This window comes from Catenibacillus scindens (genome assembly GCF_014202115.1).
Lineage (GTDB): Bacteria > Bacillota > Clostridia > Lachnospirales > Lachnospiraceae > Catenibacillus > Catenibacillus scindens.
The window spans coordinates 488,692-510,696 of record NZ_JACHFW010000001.1 but is presented as its reverse complement, the minus strand read 5'-3'; the positions used below and the strand labels follow the sequence as shown (position 1 = coordinate 510,696).

The window sequence follows — 22,005 nt, the reverse complement described above, 5'->3', positions numbered from 1 at the left end:
TAATCGTGTTAACTCAGCAGACCTGGTTTCATTTAATCAGAAGATCGCGTTGGATCTTATAAGTTGATGAAGAGGATTAACATATATATGTTGATGAGAACATAAACAAAGAAGATTAAATCATAATCAGCACCGGTTGAAAGTAGCAGGATTGCAGGAAGAATTATTTAAAGGAAGATTAGAGAATTCAGCGAAAGAAGAGGTAAAGTCCAATGGATTCAATAGTCTTATAAGGAGAGTGTCATTAAAGTCGATGAACACTCTCCTTTTTTGTATGTGCGGTATGCCGGGAGGGGGCTGCGTGCCAGTCCGGCCCAGCCCTGGTATCACGAGACCAAATTTAACATTATAACATTTTTACAGCTACAATTTTGTGATAAACTCGTGCTGTAATTAGATAAACAATGGTGTAAAACAGGGCAAAGACCCCAATAGTACATACAAGACCAATAATATAGAGGCTTGTGTTGTTCATCATGAGAAGCGCCAGAAGCCTTGTGATGATGGGAAAGGCGAAGGCTGTATGGACGCAGGCCATTCCCAGAGGAAGGAAAAACACAGACAGAACCTGAGTTTTTATAGTCCCTCTGACCTCCTGGCGGCTCATTCCCACATGCTGCATGATCTCAAAACGGGCCTGATCTTCATAGCCTTCAGTCATCTGTTTGTAATAAATGATCAACACGGTAGCCATTAAAAAGAGAATACCGAGAAAGATGCCGATAAAGAGCAGGCCGCCGTAAAGCTGATAATAACTGTCAGTGGACTCTGCCACGCTGGTGATAGAACCCTCTATACTTACAGGAACCAGGCCGCTGTCAAAGATTGCCTTGGTTAATGCGTTTTTGCAGGCAATCTGGGCATCGTCATTACCGTCAACGTCAAAGGCATAAACGTAGCTGGTGAAAGCTACATCGCCGTATTTTTCAGCGAGAGGGTCCCTTAAAGCCTGGACAGCAGCGTCATCTTTGGCGATGATGTAGTATGTGTCCACCATATATTTTAGTGCGCCGTCTGCAATCTCAAAAGAAGGGATGCGTTTCTGGATGTGCAGGCTTGTATTTTCCAGGACAAGAGTATCTTCCTGAAAACTGTCTTTAGGTGCCACAAGATAAATATCGTCAGCATTTTCCAGAGTAAGATTTTCCCCGGTCAGTCGGTTATAGTCTGCCAGAGTGAGGAGATTAACAAGGACTGTACCGTTTTCCGAGTAAGCGTTGACATTTATGTCAAAATAAAACCTGTTTCCCTCGGTGAAGAGGAGGAGGGAAGTTTCGTGGAAGCGCTGGAGATTTTCTGCAGAAACAGATAAGTCTGCTACCGTCTGGTCGATGAATGCTTCAACAGCGGGAATGTCCTCTGTGTTTATGGAATTTATGTCAATTTCAATATTTCGCGGATAGTTGGTCCGCTGCTGGTCGCCGATGCTGACATACAGAAGAATGGATGTGGACAGCATGACAAGGACCATAGTGGATAAAATACAAATGTTGGCAAGGCCCACGGCGTTCTGTTTCATGCGATAGAGCATACCGGAAATAAAGGTGAAATGCCGGGGAGTATAGTAATATTTTTTCCGGCGGCGCAAAAACTTTAAAAAAGCGATGGTGACAGAGGTGAACAGGGCGTAGGTCCCCAGGATGACCAGGATGACGGCAAAGAAAAACAGCCCCACCGTCTCCATGGGGGAAGTGGCGGTAATGGAAATATAGTAACCGCCGCCAAGACACGCAATCCCTCCAATGACAAGAAGAATTTTGGCTTTAGGCTCTTTTTCTCCTACCTGAGAGCCTTTTAGCAGCTCAATGGGGCTGACGGCGCCAATCTGGCGAAGGGTGTTTAGAAAAGTGAGAAAAAACAGGATGCCAAAAAAGAACACCGTGGAGGCCGCCGCGCCAGGAGAGAGAAAACCGCCGGGGATGGATTCAAGATGGACGAGTTTCATAAGGAAAAGCTGAGACGCCCGGTATAAAAGGATGCCAAAAAACAGGCCAAGAATCAACGTGATCAGGGCACAGTAAAGGGTTTCAAGAAACAGGACGAGGGCGATATGTTTCTTTTCCATACCCAGAATGTTGTAAAGCCCAAGCTCTTTTTTGCGCCGTTTGAGGATAAAACTGTGAGTGTAAAACAAAAACACAAAGGCAAAGATGCCCACGATCCACTGGCCGTAGGACAAAAAAGCCCGGACTTCTCGCAGACCGTAGAGTTGATCCAGATCGCTGGCGGTTGCCAGGGCGGACATGATGTAAAACATGGCAATAGTGATCACGCATGTGATCATATAGGAAAAGTAGCTGCTCCGGTTTTTGCCAAGGTTTTGAAAAGCAAGCCGTGGGCAAAAATATTTACGCATTTTGTTCACCGCCCCTTCCGAAAGATGGCTCTCCAGACAGACGCCGGGCACCGCCGGTGGCAATTAGTGTGAGGGTGTCGGAGATTTTTTGATACATATTTTCATAGGAATTGCCTGCCCGGTAAATCTGGTGGAATACGGAGCCGTCCTTGATAAAAAGCACACGGCTGGCGTGACAGGCGGCGTTAGTGCTGTGGGTGACCATTATAATTGTTTGACCGCTGCGGTTAATGTCCTCAAAGAGTTTTAAGAGACTGTCAGACGACCGGGAATCCAGGGCTCCTGTGGGCTCATCGGCAAGGACGAGATCGGGATTAGTGATCAGGGCTCTGGCCACAGCGGCCCGCTGTTTCTGGCCGCCGGAAACTTCATAGGGAAATTTGTTAAGAATGTCCGTGATTTCAAGGCGCCGGGCAATAGGTTCAAGCTTTTCTTCCATGGCGGCGTAAGGTGTGCGGGATAAAACCAGGGGAAGAAAAATATTGTCTTTCAGTGAAAATGTGTCCAGCAGATTAAAATCCTGAAAGACGAAGCCAAGATGGTCTCTGCGGAAAGAGGAAAGCTCTTTTTCACGGATTTTTACAATATCTTTTCCGTTTAAGAGAACCTGTCCCCCGGTAGGGCGATCCAGAGCCGCCAGGATATTTAAAAGGGTTGTCTTGCCTGAACCGGATTCCCCCATAATTGCCACAAACTCTCCCGACTCCACAGAAAAGGAGACATTTTGGAGGGCCTGAACGTGCTGACCGCCGAAGCGGGTCGTATAAACTTTTTTCAGATTGTTTACTTCAAGAATTGTCATGAACTCACCTCAATAATATTTGATCATCCAAAGTATAGCAAAGGATTGGGGCGGCAAGCCATAATTCTGACTTACAATTCCCTGCCAAACCTTACATTCCTGTAAGTATCCAGTCCGATGCGCACCGATGTGCCCTGGCCTGGGGCGGAGGTAATGTGGATGGTGTGGGAGAGGCGGTCAAGGATGCGGCGGCACAGGTACAGGCCGAGACCTGTGGATTTCTGGCCGGAGCGGCCGTTGTATCCGGTAAAGCCTTTCTCAAAAATCCGGGGAAGATCATCGGGCCGTATCCCGATGCCTGTGTCGGAGATAATGAGGGCTGGCTGCTTTCGGTCAATAGTTATGGTGACGCTGCCCTCTTTTGTGTATTTCAGGGCGTTGGATAAAATCTGTTCAATAACAAAAGAAAGCCATTTTCCATCAGAGAGAACATAAAATTCTTCCTCCTGGAAGTTCAGACCAATCTTTTTCATGACAAAAATGCGGGCATATTTGTGGATGCTTTCCTGCACTGTTTTTACAAGGGGACAGGGGGCAATGATAAAATCTGTGGAATCGCTGTCCAGCCGGAGGTAGGAGAGAACCATGTCTACATATTGTTCAATCTTAAACAATTCCCCTAAAAGGGCGGTACTCTCCTGAGTGTGTGAGGGGCGCAGCAAAAGGTTCATGGCGGCGATAGGGGTTTTGATCTGGTGAGCCCACATAGTATAATAATCCATCATCTCTGTGCGGCTGGCGTCATTTTTTTCCATAAGCTGGCGGTGATAGCCATAAAAGCAGGTAAGGATCTCCTGATAGTCTTTTTCAATAAATGTGCTTTTGGGCCACTGACGGTCCAGTTCTACAGTGATCCGGTCTTTTATATCTGTAAGGGCCCGGTGTTTGTCCAGGAAGTTTTTAAATGAACGGATAAATATAATGAAAAGAAAGGTGGCGCACAGCACAAGGGCGTAGGCAACCGCTTCCAGCGGCAGGCTGTAAAGGTAAAACACCCCGCAGAAGATGGCCGCGCAGACCAGCCCGGACGCCAGCATAGTGATCTTGCCTTTAAAGTATTCCCAAAGCAGTCCCCAAAAGGATCTTTCCATAAACTTTGCCTCCTATTCGATGATGTAGCCCACGCCTTTTTTCGTCTGTATAAAATCTTTCAGGCCGCAGGCCTCAAGCTTTTTGCGAAGCCTGGTCATGTTGACGGTCAGGGTGTTTTCGTCCACGTAGCAGTCCGTCTCCCAGAGGCGGGTCATTAAAGTGTCTCTGGTGACAACAGTTCCCTTATTTTCCATGAGTGTGAGGAGAATGCGGTAATCATTTTTCGTCAGGTCGATTTTCTCATTGTTGCAGGTGAGGGTGGCGTCGGATGTATTTAAGATCGCCCCTTTATGTTCCAGAAGCCCGGAAGGAGTGCCGAAATCGTAGGTGCGGCGCAGGATGGCCAGCACTTTGGCGGTGAGAACGTCCATATCAAATGGCTTTGAGATAAAATCGTCGCCGCCCATGTTCATGGCCATGACAATGTTAAAGTTGTCTGAGGCGGAGGAAATAAAAATAATAGGGACTTTGGAAATATTGCGGATCTGACTGCACCAGTGGTAGCCGTTGAAAAAGGGCAGAGAGATATCCAACAGCACAAGGGAGGGGCTGTACTTGGCAAATTCGGACAATATATCCTCAAAGTTCTGGGCGCATTGTGTATCGCATCCCCAGTTTTTTAAGTGGGCGGCAATAGCTGAGGCAATGACAGCGTCATCTTCCACAATAAATATTTTGTGCATATCTAGTCCTCCTTTTCATAGTCCATAAGAATAATTGAAAAATACAGATTAAAAAGGCACTGGGGCGATTCAAAATTCTGCTCCGTGATCTTTTTGATCCGCTCAAGAATACGGTAAATGCTGGCCTTGCTCAAATGCATTTTTTCGGCGGTTATCTGGACATTTTTTCCGGTTTGAGCGTAGATCTTCAACACTTTTACATAATCGGTGCGGTTTTGCCGGTCATAGTCCAAAAGGCGTAAGACGCCGGGATGGCAATAAGCTTCAAGGCGGTCTTTATGTTCCTTTAGAAAAAGAAATGTGGCAGCGCTCTCGTACCGGTAGATGCCGGCTCCCTTTCTCGGAGCAAAAAATTCGATAGTATCTGCAGCCTGGCGATAATGGACATACAGATCGCTGATCTGGAAAAAACAGGCGCTGACGCCGCCGATAATTCCCCAGTTTGCCAGGTAGTCGTTCATCTGGCGGCAGGGCTCAGAGAAGGCCGGGAGAAGGTGGAGAGGCCCCTGGCGGATCAGGACAATATTGCCGTCAAAAAGGACGCAAAGCTTTGTGCCGCACATGTCCATGAGGGTTCGGGTAATGGCCAGGGCCGGAGTGTTAGCTTTGGAATATCCCAGAATTTTAAAAACAATGACATACAGGCTGGTGTTTTTTTCAAGGCCCAGGCTGATGGTCAGGTCCGCGTTGTTGTGGAGGGGGTTTTTAAGGCCCGAAAGAAGGCGCTTTAAGGTGTGGTCCCAGGGTTTGCTCTGGGGAAAAAAGGCGGAAGGATTTTTTCCCAGTTCGGCCTGGACTGCGTCACGGATCAGGCATACAAGGGCCATATCATTTTCCCGGACCGGATGTCGGGCCATGAGGACGCTTAAATATCCGGTAATCTGACGGTGGACGGTGAGCCGGGTGATAATGGTCTGGTAACCGCCATACTGAGGCGGTGTCAGGACCGGTTTTTCACTGTAGTAGGCGGCCTCGTTGTATTTAATAAATTCATTATCTGTAGAAAAATCCGGGGGAATGATCCCTGTGTGGGACATAGGTACGCTTTCCGGCATATTTTCCGATATAAAATGAACAGTAAGGCTGGTATCCCCCAGGGCAACAGGATTGTCCATGATCTCGCCGGCCAGTTGGATAAGGGATTTTGGGCCTTCATTTTTTGCCAGGGCCAGCATAAGCATTTCACTGGCCTGGGCCAGGGATATGTTTTTCATGTTGATCGTCTCCTTTAAAAACTGTTCCAGTCAGTTCCATAGATTTAAAAGACAGATATAGCATCAGGAAAGTTCCCGAATCCTCCAGGGACAAATCAATGATTTGGATGATCCGTCCAAGACGATATTTTAGCGTATTATAGTGGACATGAATGGCGGTGGCCGCGTCCCTCATGCTGCAAAAATGGGTGATGTAGGCGTAGAGGGTGCGGGTGTAGTCTGTTTTGTGTTTGGTGTCATATTCCTGAAGGCGACGGATACAGGGATGGCAGAAGCTGCCCTGAATATTCAGCTCTTCGATAAAGCGGTAGACCGCGTAATCCTCATAGTGATAAAAAAGTTGGTGGGGTTGGATGATGGACCCGTATTCCAGAGCGAGGACAGTCTGCATGTAAGCCGGGTAAATATAGGCCAGATCCTCGAAGGGGATGGAAATGGCCGCAGTCAGCCCGTATTTTTTCAGCAGGGGCATAATCCCGCAGGAAGGAAATGTGACGGAGCTGAATATGTTTTCCGTGAGGATGGTGACGGTCCGGTTGTGGTGAACCACGGTTTTGCATTTGTGAAACAGATTTTCCAAATGGCTCCGGACCATATTCAATATGGAGGGGGCGGCGATATTTCCGGGATGACATATGGTCAATATCTGCATAGGTGGTCTGGGATAAAAGGACACGATCTTACTCCGCTCTGCAACAGAGGAGGAATCAATGTCCGGGGTGTCCAAAAGATCGCAGATGAGATAGTCGCTGGCGTGGATCTTTGGGCCGCTGTCTGGGTAGCACTCATCCAGTATGGTGGAAAGACTTGTGGCGGTTATGGCCAAAAGATTTTTGTCTTCCTCACAAAAAGGCTGATTTTTTTCAAGGACGATCAGGTTCGCCCGGAAATTGCTTGGCGTTCGGAGGCCGCACACAATGAGATTGACGCTGCCCGGCGCATTGGTGATCAATGTGGGTGACAGGCTGCCTCGGATCTTTTGTACATTCATACGGCAGGTACTCTGATAAGTCTCATGGTCAATATAGCCTTTTTCTTCAATGCCGTCCCAGATGGGATCCACAGGGCTGTTTCCACGGGAACAGGCCAGAAGTTTTCCTGTCAGATCGGTCAGATGTATAGGGTTGTGGAGATAGTCCCTCGCTGTGTTTAAGATCGCTTCCATATTTTGAGGGTCGCCTAAAAGCTGGATCAGTTCATAGGAAAGCTGTGATTGTCTGGACATAAGATTCCTCCAAGATGTTCTGATGTGTTTATCCTACCACAAAAGGGGCTGAGTGAACAAGGGAAACAGTTCAGATGGCCGAACTTCTGACAGGATTTTAGCGCGTATATTTGACTTTCCATCCCAGGAAAACTGTGGTAAAATGTACGCAATAGTCAGGGCATGGTCAACTGCCCCTGTGAGAAAGGATTTTTTTATGAAAATTGTGCTGGCGGCTATTAACGCCAAATATATCCATTCAAACCTGGCGGTATATTCATTAAAAGACTCTGCTTGGGCGGAGGGCGTGGATATTTCCATCGAGGAATTTACCATTAACAATTATATTGACGAAATACTGGCCCGGCTCTATAAGAGCCGCCCGGATATTCTGGCGTTTTCCTGCTACATATGGAATATTTCCATGGTAGAGGAGCTGGCAGACCTTCTAGGCAAAGTGCTGCCCGAAACGTCTATATGGGTGGGAGGCCCGGAGGTGTCCTATGACGCCGGGGACGTCCTGAAAAGAAATCCGGCCATTGATCTGGTCATGTGCGGCGAGGGGGAGGAAACTTTTCGTGAGCTTGTGGAAGCCGCAGCAAAACAATTTCCCCTGGAGGGGGAGCTGCTCTCAGACATTGCCGGTATTGTATTCAGGGGGAGGGACGGCCGGATCACAGACACCGGCGCCCGGCCGCCTTTATCTATGGATCTGCTGCCATTTCCTTATAAAAATATGGAGCTTTTTAAAAACAGGATCATTTATTATGAGAGCAGCCGGGGATGTCCCTTTTCCTGCAGCTATTGCCTGTCTTCCATTGACCGCCATGTCCGTTTCAGGAGCATGGACAAGGTGAAGAAAGAGCTTTCAGTATTTCTGGAAGCTAAAGTCCCCCAGGTGAAGTTTGTGGACAGGACTTTTAACTGCCGCCATGATCGTACTTTGGAAATATGGCGGTTTATCCGGGATAAAGATAACGGGGTGACCAACTTTCATTTTGAGATTACAGCGGACCTTCTCAATGAGGAGGAGCTGGAACTTTTGGAATCTATGAGGCCGGGGCTCGTCCAACTTGAGATCGGCGTTCAGTCGGTGAATCCGGACACCCTGCAGGCGATACAGCGAAGTATGGACTTTGAAAAACTGGCGGGGATTGTCCGGCGTCTAGGTAAAAACAGGAATATCCATCAACACCTTGATCTCATCGCCGGGCTGCCCTGGGAGGATATGGACAGTTTTGCCCAGTCATTTAACAAAGTCTACAGCCTGGAGCCATCTCAGCTTCAGTTAGGCTTTTTGAAAGTACTGAAAGGGTCTCCCATGCATGATATGCAGGAAGAATATGCTCTTGTTTATCGGACCCGCCCTGTGTATGAAGTTATGTCTACCCGATGGATGTCTTTTGACGATATTCTCTTCCTCAAGGAAATTGAGGAGATGGTGGAAGTCTACTATAACAGCGCCCAGTTTTGCCAGAGTCTAAAATATCTGGAACATTTTTTTGAACATCCCTTTGAACTGTTTTCCAGGCTGGCTTTTTTTTACCGGAATGGAGATTTTGCCGGACGCCATTATTCCAGGTTCGAGCGATATGAACTGCTGAGAACTTTTGCTGCCCAGGTTTTGGGGGATGTCCGGGGATTCTTGCAGGAGCTTTTTGATGAGATATTAACCTATGATTTATATTTGAGAGAGAATGTGAAAAGCCGTCCCTGCTGGGCCCCGGACCAGACACCGTGGAAAAAGGCTGTTGCCGCTTTTTACAGCAACCCGGCGATGATCGAAAGGTATTTTAAAGACTACAGAGATAAAAACTACCGTCAGATACGCAATCTGACCCATGTGGAAGTATTTCACTGGGATATTATAGAAAGCGCCCAGGCGGGAGAAGGCCGGACATCCGGAAAGGGATTAGGCGCCATGGTGTTTTACTACGACCATAAAGACTGTCTGACCTACGGCGGCAGGGCGATTTTACTTGAAGAAGAATTGGAGTAACTGTTTGTCCATTCGGGACAGGCGGTTACGATTTTAACGGAGGTTTCAAAAGAAATGCTCAGATCCTATGTTGCTTTTGACCTGGAAACCACAGGCCTTAGTGTGGAGGAGAACTGTATTATTGAAGTCGGCGCGCTGAAAGTGAGGGACGGCGCTGTGGCAGGGCGTTTTATGACTTTTGTAAAACCGGAGGAGACGATTTCTCCAAAGATCACAGAGATTACAGGGATAACCAACGCCATGGTAGAAAAGGCTCCGACGGCGGACGAAGTGATGAAGGCTTTTGTAGATTTTTGTGAGGATGATGTGCTTATCGGACATAACCTGATGTTTGATTATTCTTTCGCAAAAAAATATGCCGGGCGCATTGGATGCCCTTTTGAAAAGCGGGGCATTGACACTCTGAAAATAGCAAGGGCCGTGTGCAGCGGCATTGTCTCCAAAAGCCTTGGCGCCCTGTGTGATCACTATGGTATTACAAACGACCAGGCTCACCGGGCATATCACGACGCTTTGGCTACGGCCAAGCTCTACCAGACATTGTCCCACTATTATGAGAACGGCCATGAGGACTTGTTTGTCCCTGCCCCCTTGATCTGGAAAGAAAAAAAGGTCCAGCCGGCGACGGCAAAGCAAAAAGCCTACTTGAAGGAATTGATCAAATATCATAAAATAGACTTTAATGAGGACATAGAGACGATGAATCGAAGCCAAATGTCAAAGGCTATTGATAAAATTATACTGAATCATGGTATCATGCCCCGTAAACGGGGAAATATATAAGAAAGAAGGAATTTTGCATGTTTTATAACCGTAAATCGAAACGTATCGTGTCCGGTGTTATTATTGGAATTGTGATCTTTGCCATGGTTGCCGGGATCATTGCCAGTTTCGGCGCGTAAAAAGCCTGCAACTAAAGGTTTGGGCCGCTGGTATCACCAAAGAGATAAGCTGCCGGCTTCTTGAAAGGAAAATGCCTATGAAAAAAATTATACGAAATATACTGGCGGCGCTGGCTATAGTCCTGCTGGGCTGTATGTTTCCGGCGCTGACCTCTAGTGCCGCTTCTGAACCTACCATCCCCGATGGTGTTACGGTGGAGGGAATCGCTCTGGGGGGGATGACTGCGCAGGAGGCAAAAGACACCTTAAACGGTTATGTGGAGCAAGTTAAAGGACAGACCCTTCATTTGACTGCCGGGGAGGATACTGTGGTGGATATTCCTTTTTCCCAGTTTGGCGTGGATATTTCTGATCCTGGGGTCATTGATACGATCAGCCAGATCGGCAGCGGTAAAAATATATTAGCGCGCTATAAAGCCCTTCGGGATGTGACCAATGAAAATGCTGCCTACACCCTGACTTTTACATGTGATCGGGACGCCCTGGCGGGGGTTCTTAATGAGCGGGCGGGGGAAGTAAACCGGGAACCTCAGGACGCTATTTTAGTCCGCCACGGGGGACAGCTTCTTATTACAGATGAAGTGATCGGACGCACTTTACAGCCGGACGCTACTGCTGATCAGGTGGCTGCCGCAATTTCCGGGGACTGGGATCAGAAAGATCTGACTGTGGCCATGACTGTGGAGGAGACTCAGCCGGAACATACGGCTCAGGAACTGTCGGTGGTCCAGGACGTTCTAGGGACATATTCCACAAGTTTTGCGGGGAGCAGCTACAACCGTATTGAAAATATTAAAAACGGAGCGGCCAAAATTGATGAGACTGTCCTTTATCCGGGAGAAGTGTTTTCATTTACGGAAAAAGTAACACCCTTTACATCGGATAACGGATATTATATTGCCGGGGGCTATGCATCGGGAAGAAATGTGGACAGTATGGGCGGAGGTATCTGCCAGGTATCTTCCACACTGTACAACACGGTGCTGCGTTCAGAGCTGACTGTGGTGGAGCGGACAAACCATATGATGACTGTCGGTTACGTGCCCCTGGGAGCGGATGCTACTATCGCCGAGCCGACCATTGATTTTAAATTTAGAAATGACTATGAGTACCCTGTATATATTGAGGCATACACGTATAACGGCTCTGTGACAGTGACGTTTTATGGGAAAGAAACCCGGCCGTCCAACCGGACGGTGGAGTTTGAGAGTGTGACCGAGCAGACCATCGCCCCAGGGGCAGATGTTGTGACGGAGGATCCGACCTTGCCGGCGGGATATGAGGAAGTGACTCAGAGCGCCCATACCGGCTATGTGGCCTCATTTTATAAACTGGTCTATGTGGACGGTGTTCTGGAGAGCCGGGAACTGGTGAATCGAAGCACTTACAATGCTTATCCCAGGTATGTGATCCGGGGCACATATGTTCCGGAAACGGAGCCTCCACAGACAGAAACTCAGGCTCCGGCGGATACCCAGGCTCCGGCGGACCCGGCCGGGACACCCGCCGATCCGGCGGCGGTGCCTTCGCCGGATCCGTCCAGCGGAATATGAGGATATTTAAAACGGATGACACCAGGAAGACAGGAGGTTTGTGTATTTGAAAATTGGAAAATTGCAGGAGAGCATTTTAGACCGTTCTGTTTTCAAGCAGATTCATAAAAGAAATGATAATATATTATGTAAACCTAAAGTAGGGCTGGGATACCAGATTATGAGAACCGGCCCGGATACATACGCTGCCGCCGCAGTGAATACTGTGGAAGGGACGCCCTTTCAGGTGGGAGTTCTGGCTGTGCCAAGAGGTGTCAACAGTCTTGCATGTGCCGGCGTCCTTCCGGAGGGGATCATGGTTTCCCTCACTGTGCCTGAGAACACCCAGGAACAGGATTTCAGAAAGATGATCGAGGCTATGGAACAGGCATGTCGGGCGGAAGGGATTGATCTTGCCGGAGGTCATACTCAGATCAGCCCTAATGTGACGAAAGTGGTTGCTTCTGTCACTGCATTAGGCGTTCCAGGGAATACTGACGCCGGGATATTGCCGGGAGGCAATCCAGCGGCCCCCTCGGAGGGGCAGAGTATAGTAATGACAAAATGGGCCGGACTGTCAGGTTCCTGGCTTTTAGAGCAGGACTGCCACGAGGCTTTTGTAAAAAAATATAATCATGATATTGCCGATGCTATTGCCGGTATGGATCAGTTTTTTTCTGTCAGCCGGGAGGCTTATATTGCGGCAAAACTTGAACCGTCGTTTATGTTTGATCTGTCGGAAAGCGGCATCTTCGGAGGCTTGTGGGAGGCGGCCCAGATGGGCCATGTGGGCCTGGAGGTCGATCTGAAAAAAATACCTGTCCGTCAGGAAACGGTGGAGTTGTGTGATTTTGTGGATGTGAATCCTTACAAAATACCGTCGTTGGGATCGCTGCTCATCGCCACCGACCACGGGGAGCGGCTGACCCATCTGTTAAAGCAGCAGGGGATTGACGCTGCGGTTATCGGCTGTTTTACATCAGGCAATGACAGGGTGATTATCAATGACGATGAGAGGCGCTATCTGGAACCTCCAAGAGGTCTGGAAGAATGTATAAAAATGAAAGGAAGGCAGATAGAATGAAGGAGAAAATATTATCTGTTATAGAGAAAAACAGCAAGATCAGTGTAGAAGACCTGGCCATCGTGCTGGGTGAAAAGGAAGAAGATGTGGCCCAGGCCATTTATGAAATGGAGAGGGACAAAACCATCTGCGGTTACCATACTATTATCAACTGGGGAAACACTTCCGTGGACAAGGTTGTGGCTCTTATTGAAGTCCGGGTGACACCTCAGAGAGGGCAGGGCTTTGACAAGATCGCTGAGCGCATTTACAATTTCAGCGAGGTAGATACGGTGTATTTGATCTCCGGCGGCTTTGATCTGCTTGTGATCCTTGAGGGCAAGTCTTTACAGGAAGTGGCTCATTTCGTATCTTCCAAGCTGGCCACTATGGAGTCTATTTTAAGCACGGCCACTCATTTTGTATTAAAGAAATATAAAGACCACGGAACGATTATGATTCCGGAAACGAAAAAGGAAAGGATGCTGATTACACCTTGAGAAATCCATTGTCAAAAACTATAACACAGATTAAGCCTTCCGGCATCCGGAAATTTTTCGACCTTGTGACTGAAATGAACGACCCGGACGTGATATCCCTGGGCGTAGGCGAGCCGGATTTTGATACTCCGTGGTTTATTCGGGAGGAAGGAATTTACTCCCTGGAAAAAGGGCGCACTTTTTACACTTCCAACTCTGGCCTGAAGGAACTGCGGGAGGAGATTTCCCATTATCTGGAGCGCCACTGCAATGTTACATATGATTATCAGCATGAGATCCTGGTGACTGTGGGTGGTTCTGAGGCCATTGATATCGGTCTGCGGGCTATGCTTGATCCTGGCGATGAAGTGCTGATCCCCCAGCCAAGCTATGTGTCCTATGAGCCATGTACTATTTTGGCCGGAGGGGTGCCGGTGATCATTAACCTGAAAGAAAAAAACGAGTTTCGGCTGACGAAGGAAGAACTGCTGGCGGCCATCACTCCAAAGACCAAAGTACTGATCATGCCTTTCCCCAATAATCCAACAGGGGCAATCATGGAGAAAAAAGATCTGGAAGATATTGCAAGGATCTGTATTGAAAAAGATATATTTGTCATGTCTGATGAGATTTACGGTGCCCTGACCTACGGGGCAGATCACGTGTCCATCGCCTCCCTGCCGGGGATGAAAGAGCGGACCATCCTGATTAACGGTTTTTCTAAGGCATTTGCCATGACCGGTTGGCGTCTGGGCTATGCCTGCGGACCGAAAGATATTATTGAGCAGATGATAAAGATTCATCAGTTTGCCATTATGTGCGCCCCTACCACCAGCCAGTACGCCGCGGTTCAGGCATTAAAATACGGGGATGCCGAGGTGGAAAAGATGCGCCAGTCTTATGACCAGCGCCGCAAGTTCCTTGTTCACACTTTCCGAAAAATGGGACTGGAATGTTTTGAGCCTTTCGGGGCCTTTTACATTTTTCCAAGCATTAAAAGCCTGAACATGACTTCAGATGAGTTTGCCCAGAAACTTCTCCAGGCGGAGAAAGTGGCTGTAGTTCCGGGAACTGCCTTTGGTGACTGCGGCGAAGGATTCCTGCGTATTTCCTACGCTTATTCCCTGGAAGAATTAAAGACGGCTACAGACAGGATCGCCCGCTTTGTAGATTATGTGAGAAATCATCCGGAAGGTGAAACAAAATGATGAACATTGTTTTGCTGGAGCCGGAAATGCCGGCCAATACCGGCAATATCGGGCGGACATGCGTGGCCACGGGAACCCGTCTCCATCTCATTGAGCCTCTGGGCTTTAAAGTCAATGACAAGACAGTAAAGAGGGCCGGGCTGGATTACTGGGATGATCTGGATGTGACCATCTACGACGATTTTAAGGATTTCCTTGAGAAAAATCCTCAGTGCGCTGGAAAACTGTATATGTTTACTACAAAGTCCAGACAGTGTTACTGTGACGTGACCTACCCAAAGGACGCCTGGCTTATGTTTGGCAAAGAGAGTGCGGGAATCCCAGAGGAAATTCTTGTGGACTATGAGGATTACTGTGTCCGTATTCCTATGATCGGTCAGATCCGCTCACTGAACCTGTCAAATTCAGTGGCTATTGCTCTTTATGAAGCTTTGCGGCAAAATGGCTTTGACCAGCTCAATCCAAAAGGTGATCTTCACCGTCTTCACTGGAAGTCGGAGAACTGAGAAGGCGCACCGGCTTTTCCTTCCCAAACATTGATAGTTGAATATCAGAAAAAAGAAAAGGCATCGGCGAATATCAAAATGCACATTGATATTCGGGATGCCTTTTTTAACAGGGGATACCCCGATCGGTGCTTCGGGGTATCTGATTAAGAGATTTACATTACATAAGTTCCTCCATCTCGTCGATGAGGCTGGAGAAGAGTTTTAATGCTTCCTCAATTGGCTTAGGAGATTCCATATCTACCCCTGCGCCTCGAAGCAGAGAGATAGGGTCTTTGGAGCAGCCGCCGGACAGGAAGGAAATATAGTCTTTCACCGCTGGCTCCCCTTCTTTTAAAATGCGCTGGGACAGGGCGATGGCGGCGGAAAATCCTGTAGCGTACTGGAAAACGTAGAAGTTGTAGAAGAAATGGGGGATGCGGGCCCATTCCATATCAATCTCGCGGTCTACAACAACGTCCTCGCCGTAGTATAAAACGTTCAGGTCGTGATAGAGTTTATTTAAATAGTCCGCAGTAAGTCCCACGCCTTGTTCACTGGCTTCGTTGATCTTCATTTCAAATTCCGCAAACATGGTCTGACGGTACAGAGTCGTGCGGAACTGTTCAAGGAAATAGTTGATCAGGTAGGCGCGGACTTTTTTGTCCTCTGTATTTTTAAGGAGATACTGCATCAGCAGAGCTTCATTGCAGGTGGAAGCCACCTCCGCCACAAAGATCACGTACTCCGCGTCCGGCGCCGGCTGATTCTTGTTGGAGAGCCAGGAGTGGATGGCATGTCCCATCTCATGGGCCAGAGTGAACTCGGAATTTAATGTATCTTTATGGTTCAGCAGCACGAAAGGATGGACTTTATGTCCGGCGGAATAAGCGCCGGAGCGTTTTCCTTTATTTTCATAGACGTCGATCCACCGGTTGTCAAAGCCTTCTTTTAAAATGGCCTGGTAGTCTTTCCCAAGGACAGCTACAGCTTCCATGACATTTTTCTTGGCTTCCTCAAAGGTGATCTTAACGTCAGCGTCAGGCACCATGGAAGTGTACAGGTCATACATATGAAGTTCGTCAAGGCCAAGGAGCTTTTTGCGAAGCTTCATGTATTTGTACATATATCCCATGTTGTCGTGAACAGTGTTGATCAGGTTTTTATAAACGCTGACAGGAACGTTGGTCACGTTGAGGGCCGCTTCGATGGTTGAAGGGTATTTCCGGGCCTGGGCGAAGAATTTAAGCTGGTTGACCTGGGCTGCTAAAACAGCGGCGGAGGTGTTTTTGTGACCTTCCAGCGTGTGGTACAGGTTCATGAAGGCGTCACGGCGGATTCGGCGGTTACTGTTCTCCATAAGAGAGATAAAACTTCCGTGGGTTAGAGGAAGCTCTTTGCCATCATCGTCGATAACAGGAGGAAAGACGGCGTCGGCATTGTCCATCATGGAGAAAATCGTCTCCGGGCCGTTGGCCACTTCTCCGGCGGCAGCCAGAAGCTTTTCTTCCGCCGGGGAGAGAATGTGGTCTTTTAAGCGGCGGATCTCCATAATGCTCCGGCGGTAGATGGAAAGGCGGGGCTCATCTTTAAAAAACTGTTCCAGGATATCATCGGGAATGGCGAGAATCTCAGGGCTTGAAAAGGACAGACGTCCCACACAGTCTACATAGATAGATGTGGCCCTAGACATCATAGCCTGATAGGTGCTGTTGGTGGTGTCTACATCGTACTGGCGGTTCGCGTAGCCGTAAATATTCTCGATATTTTCATTGATCTGAGTTTCCAGGGCGCAGTAGCCGTAAAGGGACTGGGCGCTGTCCCCAAGTTTTCCCTGGTATTTTACAATTTCATCGGTCTGTGCCTGAAGCTGTTTCACAGCTTCCTCCCATGCCTCGTCGGAGGGGAAAAGATCTTCAATAGCCCAGGTATCTTTTGGGTCAACTTCACTTCTTAATAAAATTTTTGTTGCGTCTGACATATGTGTCACTCCTTTATTGTTTATTATCCTGGCGGTGAGCCGAAGGGACACGCCTGCGCGCCCCTTTGGACAGCACCGCGAGGGTTAAGCTCGCGGCGGTGAGCCAAACGAACGCGCTCGCGCGTCCGCTTGGCGAACTGCCCGCGGAAATAAATTAAAATGTCTGGACGGCGAACCATATCAGGATCAGTATACCTAAAACAATACGGTACCATCCAAAAACTTTAAAATCATGTTTTTTTATGTAAGTCATAAGGAACTTAATGGCCAGGATGGATACAATAAATGCCACAGCCATTCCTACAATGAGGATGAGAAGTTCCTGGGATGTAAAGCTGAAACCGAACTTTACAAGTTTTAAGGCACTGCCGCCAAGCATGGCCGGGATGGCCAGGAAAAATGTAAATTCGGCGGCGGTTGTCCGGGAGATCCCGATAAGCAGGGCGCCTACGATAGTAGCGCCGGAGCGGGAGGTGCCGGGGAATACGGCCGCGATCATCTGGAATACGCCGATGATCAGGGCGGCGGTGTAAGTGATTTCCGCGATGGAGGTCACTTGGGCATTTTTGCTGAAACGGCTGTTTTCAATGACAATAAAAAGGACACCGAAAATGATCAGCATAATGGCAACAGTGACATAGTTATAAAACATGGCGTTGAGCCAGTCGTCCAGGAACAGTCCTACAATGGCCGCCGGGACTGAAGCGATGATAATTTTCAGCCACATGATCAGCATAGGACGGTCGGCTGTCAGCCGTGAGCGGCCTTTTTCCTTTTCAATGCCGAAGGGGAACAGACGTTTCCAGTAAATGACTACAACGGCAAGAATGGCGCCAAGCTGGATGACAACGAGGAACATTTCAAGAAATTCCGGGGTGACATTTAAGGGCATAAATTCATCCAGCAGTATCATGTGCCCGGTACTGCTGATAGGAAGCCACTCGGTGATTCCCTCTACAATGCCAAAAATGATCGCCTTAATTAACTCTATCATAGTAAGTCCTTTCTGGGGTTTTTTTTGTCAAGCAGACATGCTTTTTCATACAAGTATGTCTGCTTGACTTAGGTATCACTATCATATGACCGGCTTTACAGAGTTATACGCCGGGAATAATGTTTTATGGACGCGGGAACGGGCCGTGGGCCGGCCCATACTTTTAAGGCCTGCGGTCCCGCTGTATTGAAGCTCTTTTCAGTCTTTAAATTCTACTATAGTGACGCCGGTCTCTCCCTCTCCGAAGGTACCCAGGCGGAAAGATTTAATATTTTTCATTTTTCTGAGGCGCTGGTGAACAGCGTTTCTCAGGGCGCCGGTACCCCGTCCGTGGATAATGGTGATCTGGGACAGATGGGCCAGGTAAGCGTCATCCAGGTATTTTTCCATTTCAGGGATGGCCTCGTCCACGGTTTTGCCGATCAGGTTAATACTTGTAGAAACGGTGGCAGACTTGCTCATCTTAATCTTTCCCGCGCCGGTTTTTTTAAGGATTGGTGTTTTGATCACTTCTTCGTCTAAAAGTTCAAGATCGCTTAGCGCTACACGGGATTTTAAGATTCCCATCTGCACCTGGACATTTCCTTTGGAGTCGGGAAGGGAGGAGACAATACCTTTAATACCCATGCTGCGCACCATGACGCTGTCGCCGGGCTTAATATCGCCGGGTTTAAGCCGGTTTTTCTTTCCAGTCCCGCCAAGAGTCAGACCACTGCTGACCTTGCCAAGCTTTTCACGGACAGCGCTGCGCTTAGCCTCCATGGCTTTGGCATTGCCGCCGCCAGCCGCCAGTTTGTTCATATCGCGGATGGTCTGATCCGCAAAGTCCTTGGCGTCCTGAAGAATTTTCTGAGCCTGTTCCCTGGCTTCCCTAAGAATCCGCTCTTTTTGTTGGGCGAGATTTTCCTGTTTTGTTTCCAGACGATCTTTTAAGGCGGCTACCTGAGCTTTGTAGCTTTCAATTTCTTCCCGCTCGTTTTCAATCGTTTTGCGGCTCGTCTCCAGATCAGAGAGGAGATCTTCAAAATCCTGGTCCGCCGCGTCCATATTTTTTCGGGCGTCGTTGATAATGTATTCCGGCAGTCCCAGCTTTTTGGAAATGGCAAAGGCGTTGCTCTTTCCGGGAACCCCGATGAGAAGTCGGTAGGTGGGGCTTAACGTGGCTACGTCAAACTCGCAGCAGGCGTTGCAGGCCCCTTCCTGGGACAGAGCGAAAACTTTCAGTTCGCTGTAATGGGTGGTGGCCATGGTGGTCACGTCCCGTCTTAAAAGGTTTTTCAATATGGAAATGGCCAGTGCAGCCCCCTCTGTGGGGTCTGTCCCCGCGCAAAGCTCATCTAAAAGGACAAGGCTTTTATAGTTGGAGGCGTCCAGTATTTTTATAATGTTGGTCATGTGGGAGGAAAATGTACTCAGACTTTGCTCAATACTCTGCTCATCGCCGATATCCGCGAAAACATTTTCAAATACCGCCAACTGGGAGTCGTCAAAGGCGGGAATGTGGAGCCCGGCCTGACCCATCAGGGTAAAAAGTCCCACAGTTTTTAAGGACACGGTTTTTCCGCCGGTGTTGGGGCCGGTGATGATGAGCAGCTTAAAGTCTTTGCCCATAGTAATGTCAATAGGCACCACCTTCTTTTTGTCCAGGAGAGGATGGCGGGCCTTTTTGATCTGGATAAAACCCTTTTCATTAAAGCGGGGCTGAGTGCCGTTGTACGTCCGGGAAAGAGCCGCACGGGCGAAAATAAAGTCCAGGGCGGTCAGGGCGGAAATATTGCTCTCCAGGGCGTCGGTGTACTGGGCGGCCTGGGCGCTCAACTGGGCCAGAACTTTTTCGATTTCCTCTTTTTCCTGGATCTCCAGCTCCCTAAGGTCATTGTTCAGCTTGACAACAGCCATGGGCTCGATAAATAAAGTGGAGCCGGAGGAGGACTGGTCGTGGATCATCCCCTGGACCTGGCTGCGGTACTCAGCCTTTACCGGGAGACAGTAGCGTCCGCCACGCATGGTAATAATGTTGTCCTGAAGTTTTGTGGCCATACTGGGGGAGTTGACCATGGTATTAAGCTGGGAACGTATACGGTCATTAGTGAGGCGTATATTGCGCCGTACCGCTTTTAAGGCGGGGCTGGCATCGTCGGCAATGTCCTCCTCGGAGAGGATGCACCGCCGGATCTCATGGTTGAGAGGGCTTAATGGCTCGATCACAGCAAAGAGACTTTCCAGGCTGTCGCCCTGGTTGTCGCTGTCTCTTCCGTTGGGTCCGCTGCTCCGGTCATCCGTCCCGCTGCTGTGCCTATCGGGATCATTGCTTCGACTATCCGTCCCGCCATCCCGGCGTCCGTAGGATTTGGCTCTCAGAGCAACGTCCAGGAGGGAGGCGATAGACAATAGTTCGGGAATATTCAGCGTGGATCCTACATTCAGCCTCAGCAGTGAGCCGCGGATGTCTTTAAGGCCGGAAAATGACAGTGAGCCCTTGGCGTAGATACGGGAAAGGGCGTCGCTGGTCTGTGTCTGCATCTGGTTAATGGTTCCCAGATCTGTGGAGGGCTGGAGATTTTTGCAAAGCTCCTTACCCATGGGAGATCCGGCCAGTTCGGTCAGTTTGTCAATGATTTTATTATATTCCAGTATGCGGAGTGCTTTTTCGTTCAAATTTAATCACCTGCGATTCTTTTATTATTTTTTTGTAAGAGTTCAGGATGGCGGGAAAAATCGGGAGATACGCCGCTCTGCATAGTCGCAGTTTTTGCATAACCGTTCAGGCGAAATGGTTTATGCCTGTACAGGCGCAAGCCCCGCGGGCAATTGGCTGCGCGGCGGCAATGCAACATTTCTATTGTAACCTATATGGGAAGAAAAGGGAAGGATTTCGAGGGATTCTTTATTTTTATATAGAAAAATCTATATCTATGAAGTATAATACTTGTGGTTATGTTGTTATAAAATTTATAGAAGTCACAGTTTTGCCATCAGGATGAGCAAGGCTGGGCCGTGATTTATTATAATAATAGAAAGAGGATTTTTAATAATAGAAAGAGGATTTTCATGAAATTTATTGAGACATTTCGCGAGGGAGAAAATATATCGGACATTTATCTTTGCAAATCCAAGCAGACAATGAAGACAAAGGCTGGGAAAACTTATTATTCTCTGATCCTCCAGGATAAAACCGGAACCATCGACACAAAAGTATGGGAAATTTCCGGCGGCATTGAGCATTTCGAGGCCCTGGATTTTATTAAGGTGGACGGACAGGTCACAAGTTTTCAGGGGGCCCTGCAGCTTAACGCCCGCCGCATCCGCCGGGTTCAGGAGATGGAGTACAATCCCCAGGATTATATGCCTACAAGCCAGTATAAAGTGGAAGATATGTACAAGGAGCTGACCGCTTTCATTTCCGGGATCAAGGAACCCCATTTAAAGGCGCTGGCGGAAAGCTATTTTATAAAGGATAAAGAATTTATCCAGAGTTTCGTGCGCCATTCCGCCGCAAAAAGCGTCCATCACGGCTTTGTCGGCGGTCTTTTGGAGCATACGCTGAGTGTCATGAAGCTCTGCGATTTTTATTGTACCCGCTATGCCATGCTGAATCGGGATCTTCTCATGACCGCTGCTCTTTTTCACGATATCGGGAAGACAAAGGAGCTGTCTCTGTTTCCGGCCAATGATTACACTGATGCCGGACAGTTGATCGGCCATATTGTCATCGGCGTGGAGATGATCCATGACCGTATCCGGGAAATCCCAGGTTTTCCACAAGTGCTGGAAAATGAGCTGAAACACTGTATTGTGGCTCATCACGGGGAACTGGAATACGGATCGCCAAAGAAACCGGCCCTCATGGAGGCTATGGCTTTGAATCTGGCAGACAATACAGATGCGAAGATGCAGACAATGACAGAGATTTTCAAGGCTGCCGGGGACAATATGGAGTGGCTTGGCTTTAACCGCATTCTGGATTCCAATGTGCGCCGTACGTCAAAACCCAATCAGTAAAGGAAAGGA

At 48.4% G+C, this 22,005-nt stretch carries 17 protein-coding genes; 8 read left to right on the top strand and 9 right to left on the bottom strand.

Going from position 1 to position 22,005, the window contains the following annotated elements; genetic code table 11:
- Positions 1 to 346 precede the first annotated feature (346 nt).
- The 6 genes from HNP82_RS02120 to HNP82_RS02095 form a co-directional block, all read right to left on the bottom strand.
- Positions 347 to 2,356: an FtsX-like permease family protein gene (locus tag HNP82_RS02120; protein ID WP_183770946.1), complete on the bottom strand. Its 2,010-nt coding sequence runs from the start codon at positions 2,354 to 2,356 to the stop codon at positions 347 to 349.
- Entirely contained in the window at positions 2,349 to 3,158 is an 810-nt protein-coding gene (locus HNP82_RS02115) for an ABC transporter ATP-binding protein (RefSeq protein ID WP_183770944.1), read from the bottom strand. The genes HNP82_RS02120 and HNP82_RS02115 overlap by 8 nt, the downstream gene beginning before the upstream one ends.
- Before the next feature lie 71 nt (positions 3,159 to 3,229).
- Positions 3,230 to 4,249: a sensor histidine kinase gene (locus HNP82_RS02110; protein ID WP_183770942.1), complete on the bottom strand. Its 1,020-nt coding sequence runs from the start codon at positions 4,247 to 4,249 to the stop codon at positions 3,230 to 3,232.
- 12 nt (positions 4,250 to 4,261) lie between these two features.
- Positions 4,262 to 4,933, bottom strand: a complete 672-nt coding sequence (locus HNP82_RS02105) for a response regulator transcription factor (RefSeq protein WP_183770940.1) — start codon at positions 4,931 to 4,933, stop codon at positions 4,262 to 4,264.
- 2 nt (positions 4,934 to 4,935) lie between these two features.
- Entirely contained in the window at positions 4,936 to 6,147 is a 1,212-nt protein-coding gene (locus HNP82_RS02100; protein WP_183770938.1) for a helix-turn-helix domain-containing protein, read from the bottom strand.
- Positions 6,116 to 7,372, bottom strand: coding sequence for a PucR family transcriptional regulator (locus HNP82_RS02095; RefSeq protein WP_183770936.1), 1,257 nt, complete (start codon positions 7,370 to 7,372; stop codon positions 6,116 to 6,118). The genes HNP82_RS02100 and HNP82_RS02095 overlap by 32 nt, the downstream gene beginning before the upstream one ends.
- 196 nt (positions 7,373 to 7,568) lie before the next feature.
- On the opposite strand from HNP82_RS02095, the gene HNP82_RS02090 reads away from it, so the two are divergent.
- The 7 genes from HNP82_RS02090 (at position 7,569) to HNP82_RS02060 (ending at position 15,040) form a co-directional block, all read left to right on the top strand.
- Entirely contained in the window at positions 7,569 to 9,350 is a 1,782-nt protein-coding gene (locus tag HNP82_RS02090; RefSeq protein ID WP_183770934.1) for a B12-binding domain-containing radical SAM protein, read from the top strand.
- Between the two features lie 54 nt (positions 9,351 to 9,404).
- Positions 9,405 to 10,133, top strand: a complete 729-nt coding sequence (locus tag HNP82_RS02085) for a 3'-5' exonuclease (RefSeq protein ID WP_183770931.1) — start codon at positions 9,405 to 9,407, stop codon at positions 10,131 to 10,133.
- A gap of 196 nt (positions 10,134 to 10,329) precedes the next feature.
- The gene (locus HNP82_RS02080) at positions 10,330 to 11,805 is read left to right on the top strand and encodes a VanW family protein (protein WP_183770929.1); all 1,476 of its coding nucleotides are present in this window, start codon (positions 10,330 to 10,332) and stop codon (positions 11,803 to 11,805) included.
- Between the two features lie 46 nt (positions 11,806 to 11,851).
- Positions 11,852 to 12,868, top strand: coding sequence for an AIR synthase related protein (locus tag HNP82_RS02075; protein ID WP_183770927.1), 1,017 nt, complete (start codon positions 11,852 to 11,854; stop codon positions 12,866 to 12,868).
- Complete coding sequence (locus tag HNP82_RS02070; RefSeq protein ID WP_183770925.1) at positions 12,865 to 13,347, top strand: Lrp/AsnC family transcriptional regulator; 483 nt, start codon at positions 12,865 to 12,867, stop codon at positions 13,345 to 13,347. Before HNP82_RS02075 ends, HNP82_RS02070 begins: the two co-directional genes overlap by 4 nt.
- Positions 13,344 to 14,534: an aminotransferase class I/II-fold pyridoxal phosphate-dependent enzyme gene (locus HNP82_RS02065; protein ID WP_183770923.1), complete on the top strand. Its 1,191-nt coding sequence runs from the start codon at positions 13,344 to 13,346 to the stop codon at positions 14,532 to 14,534. The genes HNP82_RS02070 and HNP82_RS02065 overlap by 4 nt, the downstream gene beginning before the upstream one ends.
- Positions 14,531 to 15,040: a tRNA (cytidine(34)-2'-O)-methyltransferase gene (locus HNP82_RS02060; RefSeq protein ID WP_183770921.1), complete on the top strand. Its 510-nt coding sequence runs from the start codon at positions 14,531 to 14,533 to the stop codon at positions 15,038 to 15,040. The genes HNP82_RS02065 and HNP82_RS02060 overlap by 4 nt, the downstream gene beginning before the upstream one ends.
- A gap of 160 nt (positions 15,041 to 15,200) precedes the next feature.
- Here the strand turns inward: HNP82_RS02060 and pepF are convergent, their stop codons facing one another.
- The 3 genes from pepF to HNP82_RS02045 all read right to left on the bottom strand — a co-directional run bounded on the left by pepF (position 15,201) and on the right by HNP82_RS02045 (position 20,652).
- Positions 15,201 to 17,000 carry an oligoendopeptidase F gene (gene pepF, locus HNP82_RS02055; protein WP_183770919.1) on the bottom strand — a complete coding sequence of 600 codons (1,800 nt, stop codon included), beginning with the start codon at positions 16,998 to 17,000 and terminating at the stop codon, positions 15,201 to 15,203.
- Between the two features lie 154 nt (positions 17,001 to 17,154).
- On the bottom strand, positions 17,155 to 17,994 hold the full coding sequence (locus HNP82_RS02050; RefSeq protein WP_183770916.1) for an undecaprenyl-diphosphate phosphatase: 840 nt from the start codon (positions 17,992 to 17,994) through the stop codon (positions 17,155 to 17,157).
- Between the two features lie 198 nt (positions 17,995 to 18,192).
- Positions 18,193 to 20,652, bottom strand: a complete 2,460-nt coding sequence (locus tag HNP82_RS02045) for an endonuclease MutS2 (protein WP_183770914.1) — start codon at positions 20,650 to 20,652, stop codon at positions 18,193 to 18,195.
- Between the two features lie 393 nt (positions 20,653 to 21,045).
- Here HNP82_RS02045 and HNP82_RS02040 point away from each other — a divergent pair, with 393 nt between their 5' ends.
- The gene (locus HNP82_RS02040; protein WP_183770912.1) at positions 21,046 to 21,996 is read left to right on the top strand and encodes a 3'-5' exoribonuclease YhaM family protein; all 951 of its coding nucleotides are present in this window, start codon (positions 21,046 to 21,048) and stop codon (positions 21,994 to 21,996) included.
- Positions 21,997 to 22,005 lie beyond the last annotated feature (9 nt).

Excerpts from the sequence above, each read along its gene's own strand:
- HNP82_RS02105 (WP_183770940.1), bottom strand. The coding sequence starts at position 4,933 with ATGCACAAAATATTTATTGTGGAAGATGACGCTGTCATTGCCTCAGCT.
- HNP82_RS02110 (WP_183770942.1), bottom strand. The coding sequence starts at position 4,249 with ATGGAAAGATCCTTTTGGGGACTGCTTTGGGAATACTTTAAAGGCAAG.
- HNP82_RS02050 (WP_183770916.1), bottom strand. The coding sequence starts at position 17,994 with ATGATAGAGTTAATTAAGGCGATCATTTTTGGCATTGTAGAGGGAATC.
- HNP82_RS02060 (WP_183770921.1), top strand. The coding sequence starts at position 14,531 with ATGATGAACATTGTTTTGCTGGAGCCGGAAATGCCGGCCAATACCGGC.
- HNP82_RS02115 (WP_183770944.1), bottom strand. The coding sequence starts at position 3,158 with ATGACAATTCTTGAAGTAAACAATCTGAAAAAAGTTTATACGACCCGC.
- HNP82_RS02080 (WP_183770929.1), top strand. The coding sequence starts at position 10,330 with ATGAAAAAAATTATACGAAATATACTGGCGGCGCTGGCTATAGTCCTG.
- HNP82_RS02070 (WP_183770925.1), top strand. The coding sequence starts at position 12,865 with ATGAAGGAGAAAATATTATCTGTTATAGAGAAAAACAGCAAGATCAGT.
- HNP82_RS02100 (WP_183770938.1), bottom strand. The coding sequence starts at position 6,147 with ATGAAAAACATATCCCTGGCCCAGGCCAGTGAAATGCTTATGCTGGCC.
- HNP82_RS02120 (WP_183770946.1), bottom strand. The coding sequence starts at position 2,356 with ATGCGTAAATATTTTTGCCCACGGCTTGCTTTTCAAAACCTTGGCAAA.
- HNP82_RS02085 (WP_183770931.1), top strand. The coding sequence starts at position 9,405 with ATGCTCAGATCCTATGTTGCTTTTGACCTGGAAACCACAGGCCTTAGT.
- HNP82_RS02040 (WP_183770912.1), top strand. The coding sequence starts at position 21,046 with ATGAAATTTATTGAGACATTTCGCGAGGGAGAAAATATATCGGACATT.
- HNP82_RS02095 (WP_183770936.1), bottom strand. The coding sequence starts at position 7,372 with ATGTCCAGACAATCACAGCTTTCCTATGAACTGATCCAGCTTTTAGGC.
- pepF (WP_183770919.1), bottom strand. The coding sequence starts at position 17,000 with ATGTCAGACGCAACAAAAATTTTATTAAGAAGTGAAGTTGACCCAAAA.
- HNP82_RS02090 (WP_183770934.1), top strand. The coding sequence starts at position 7,569 with ATGAAAATTGTGCTGGCGGCTATTAACGCCAAATATATCCATTCAAAC.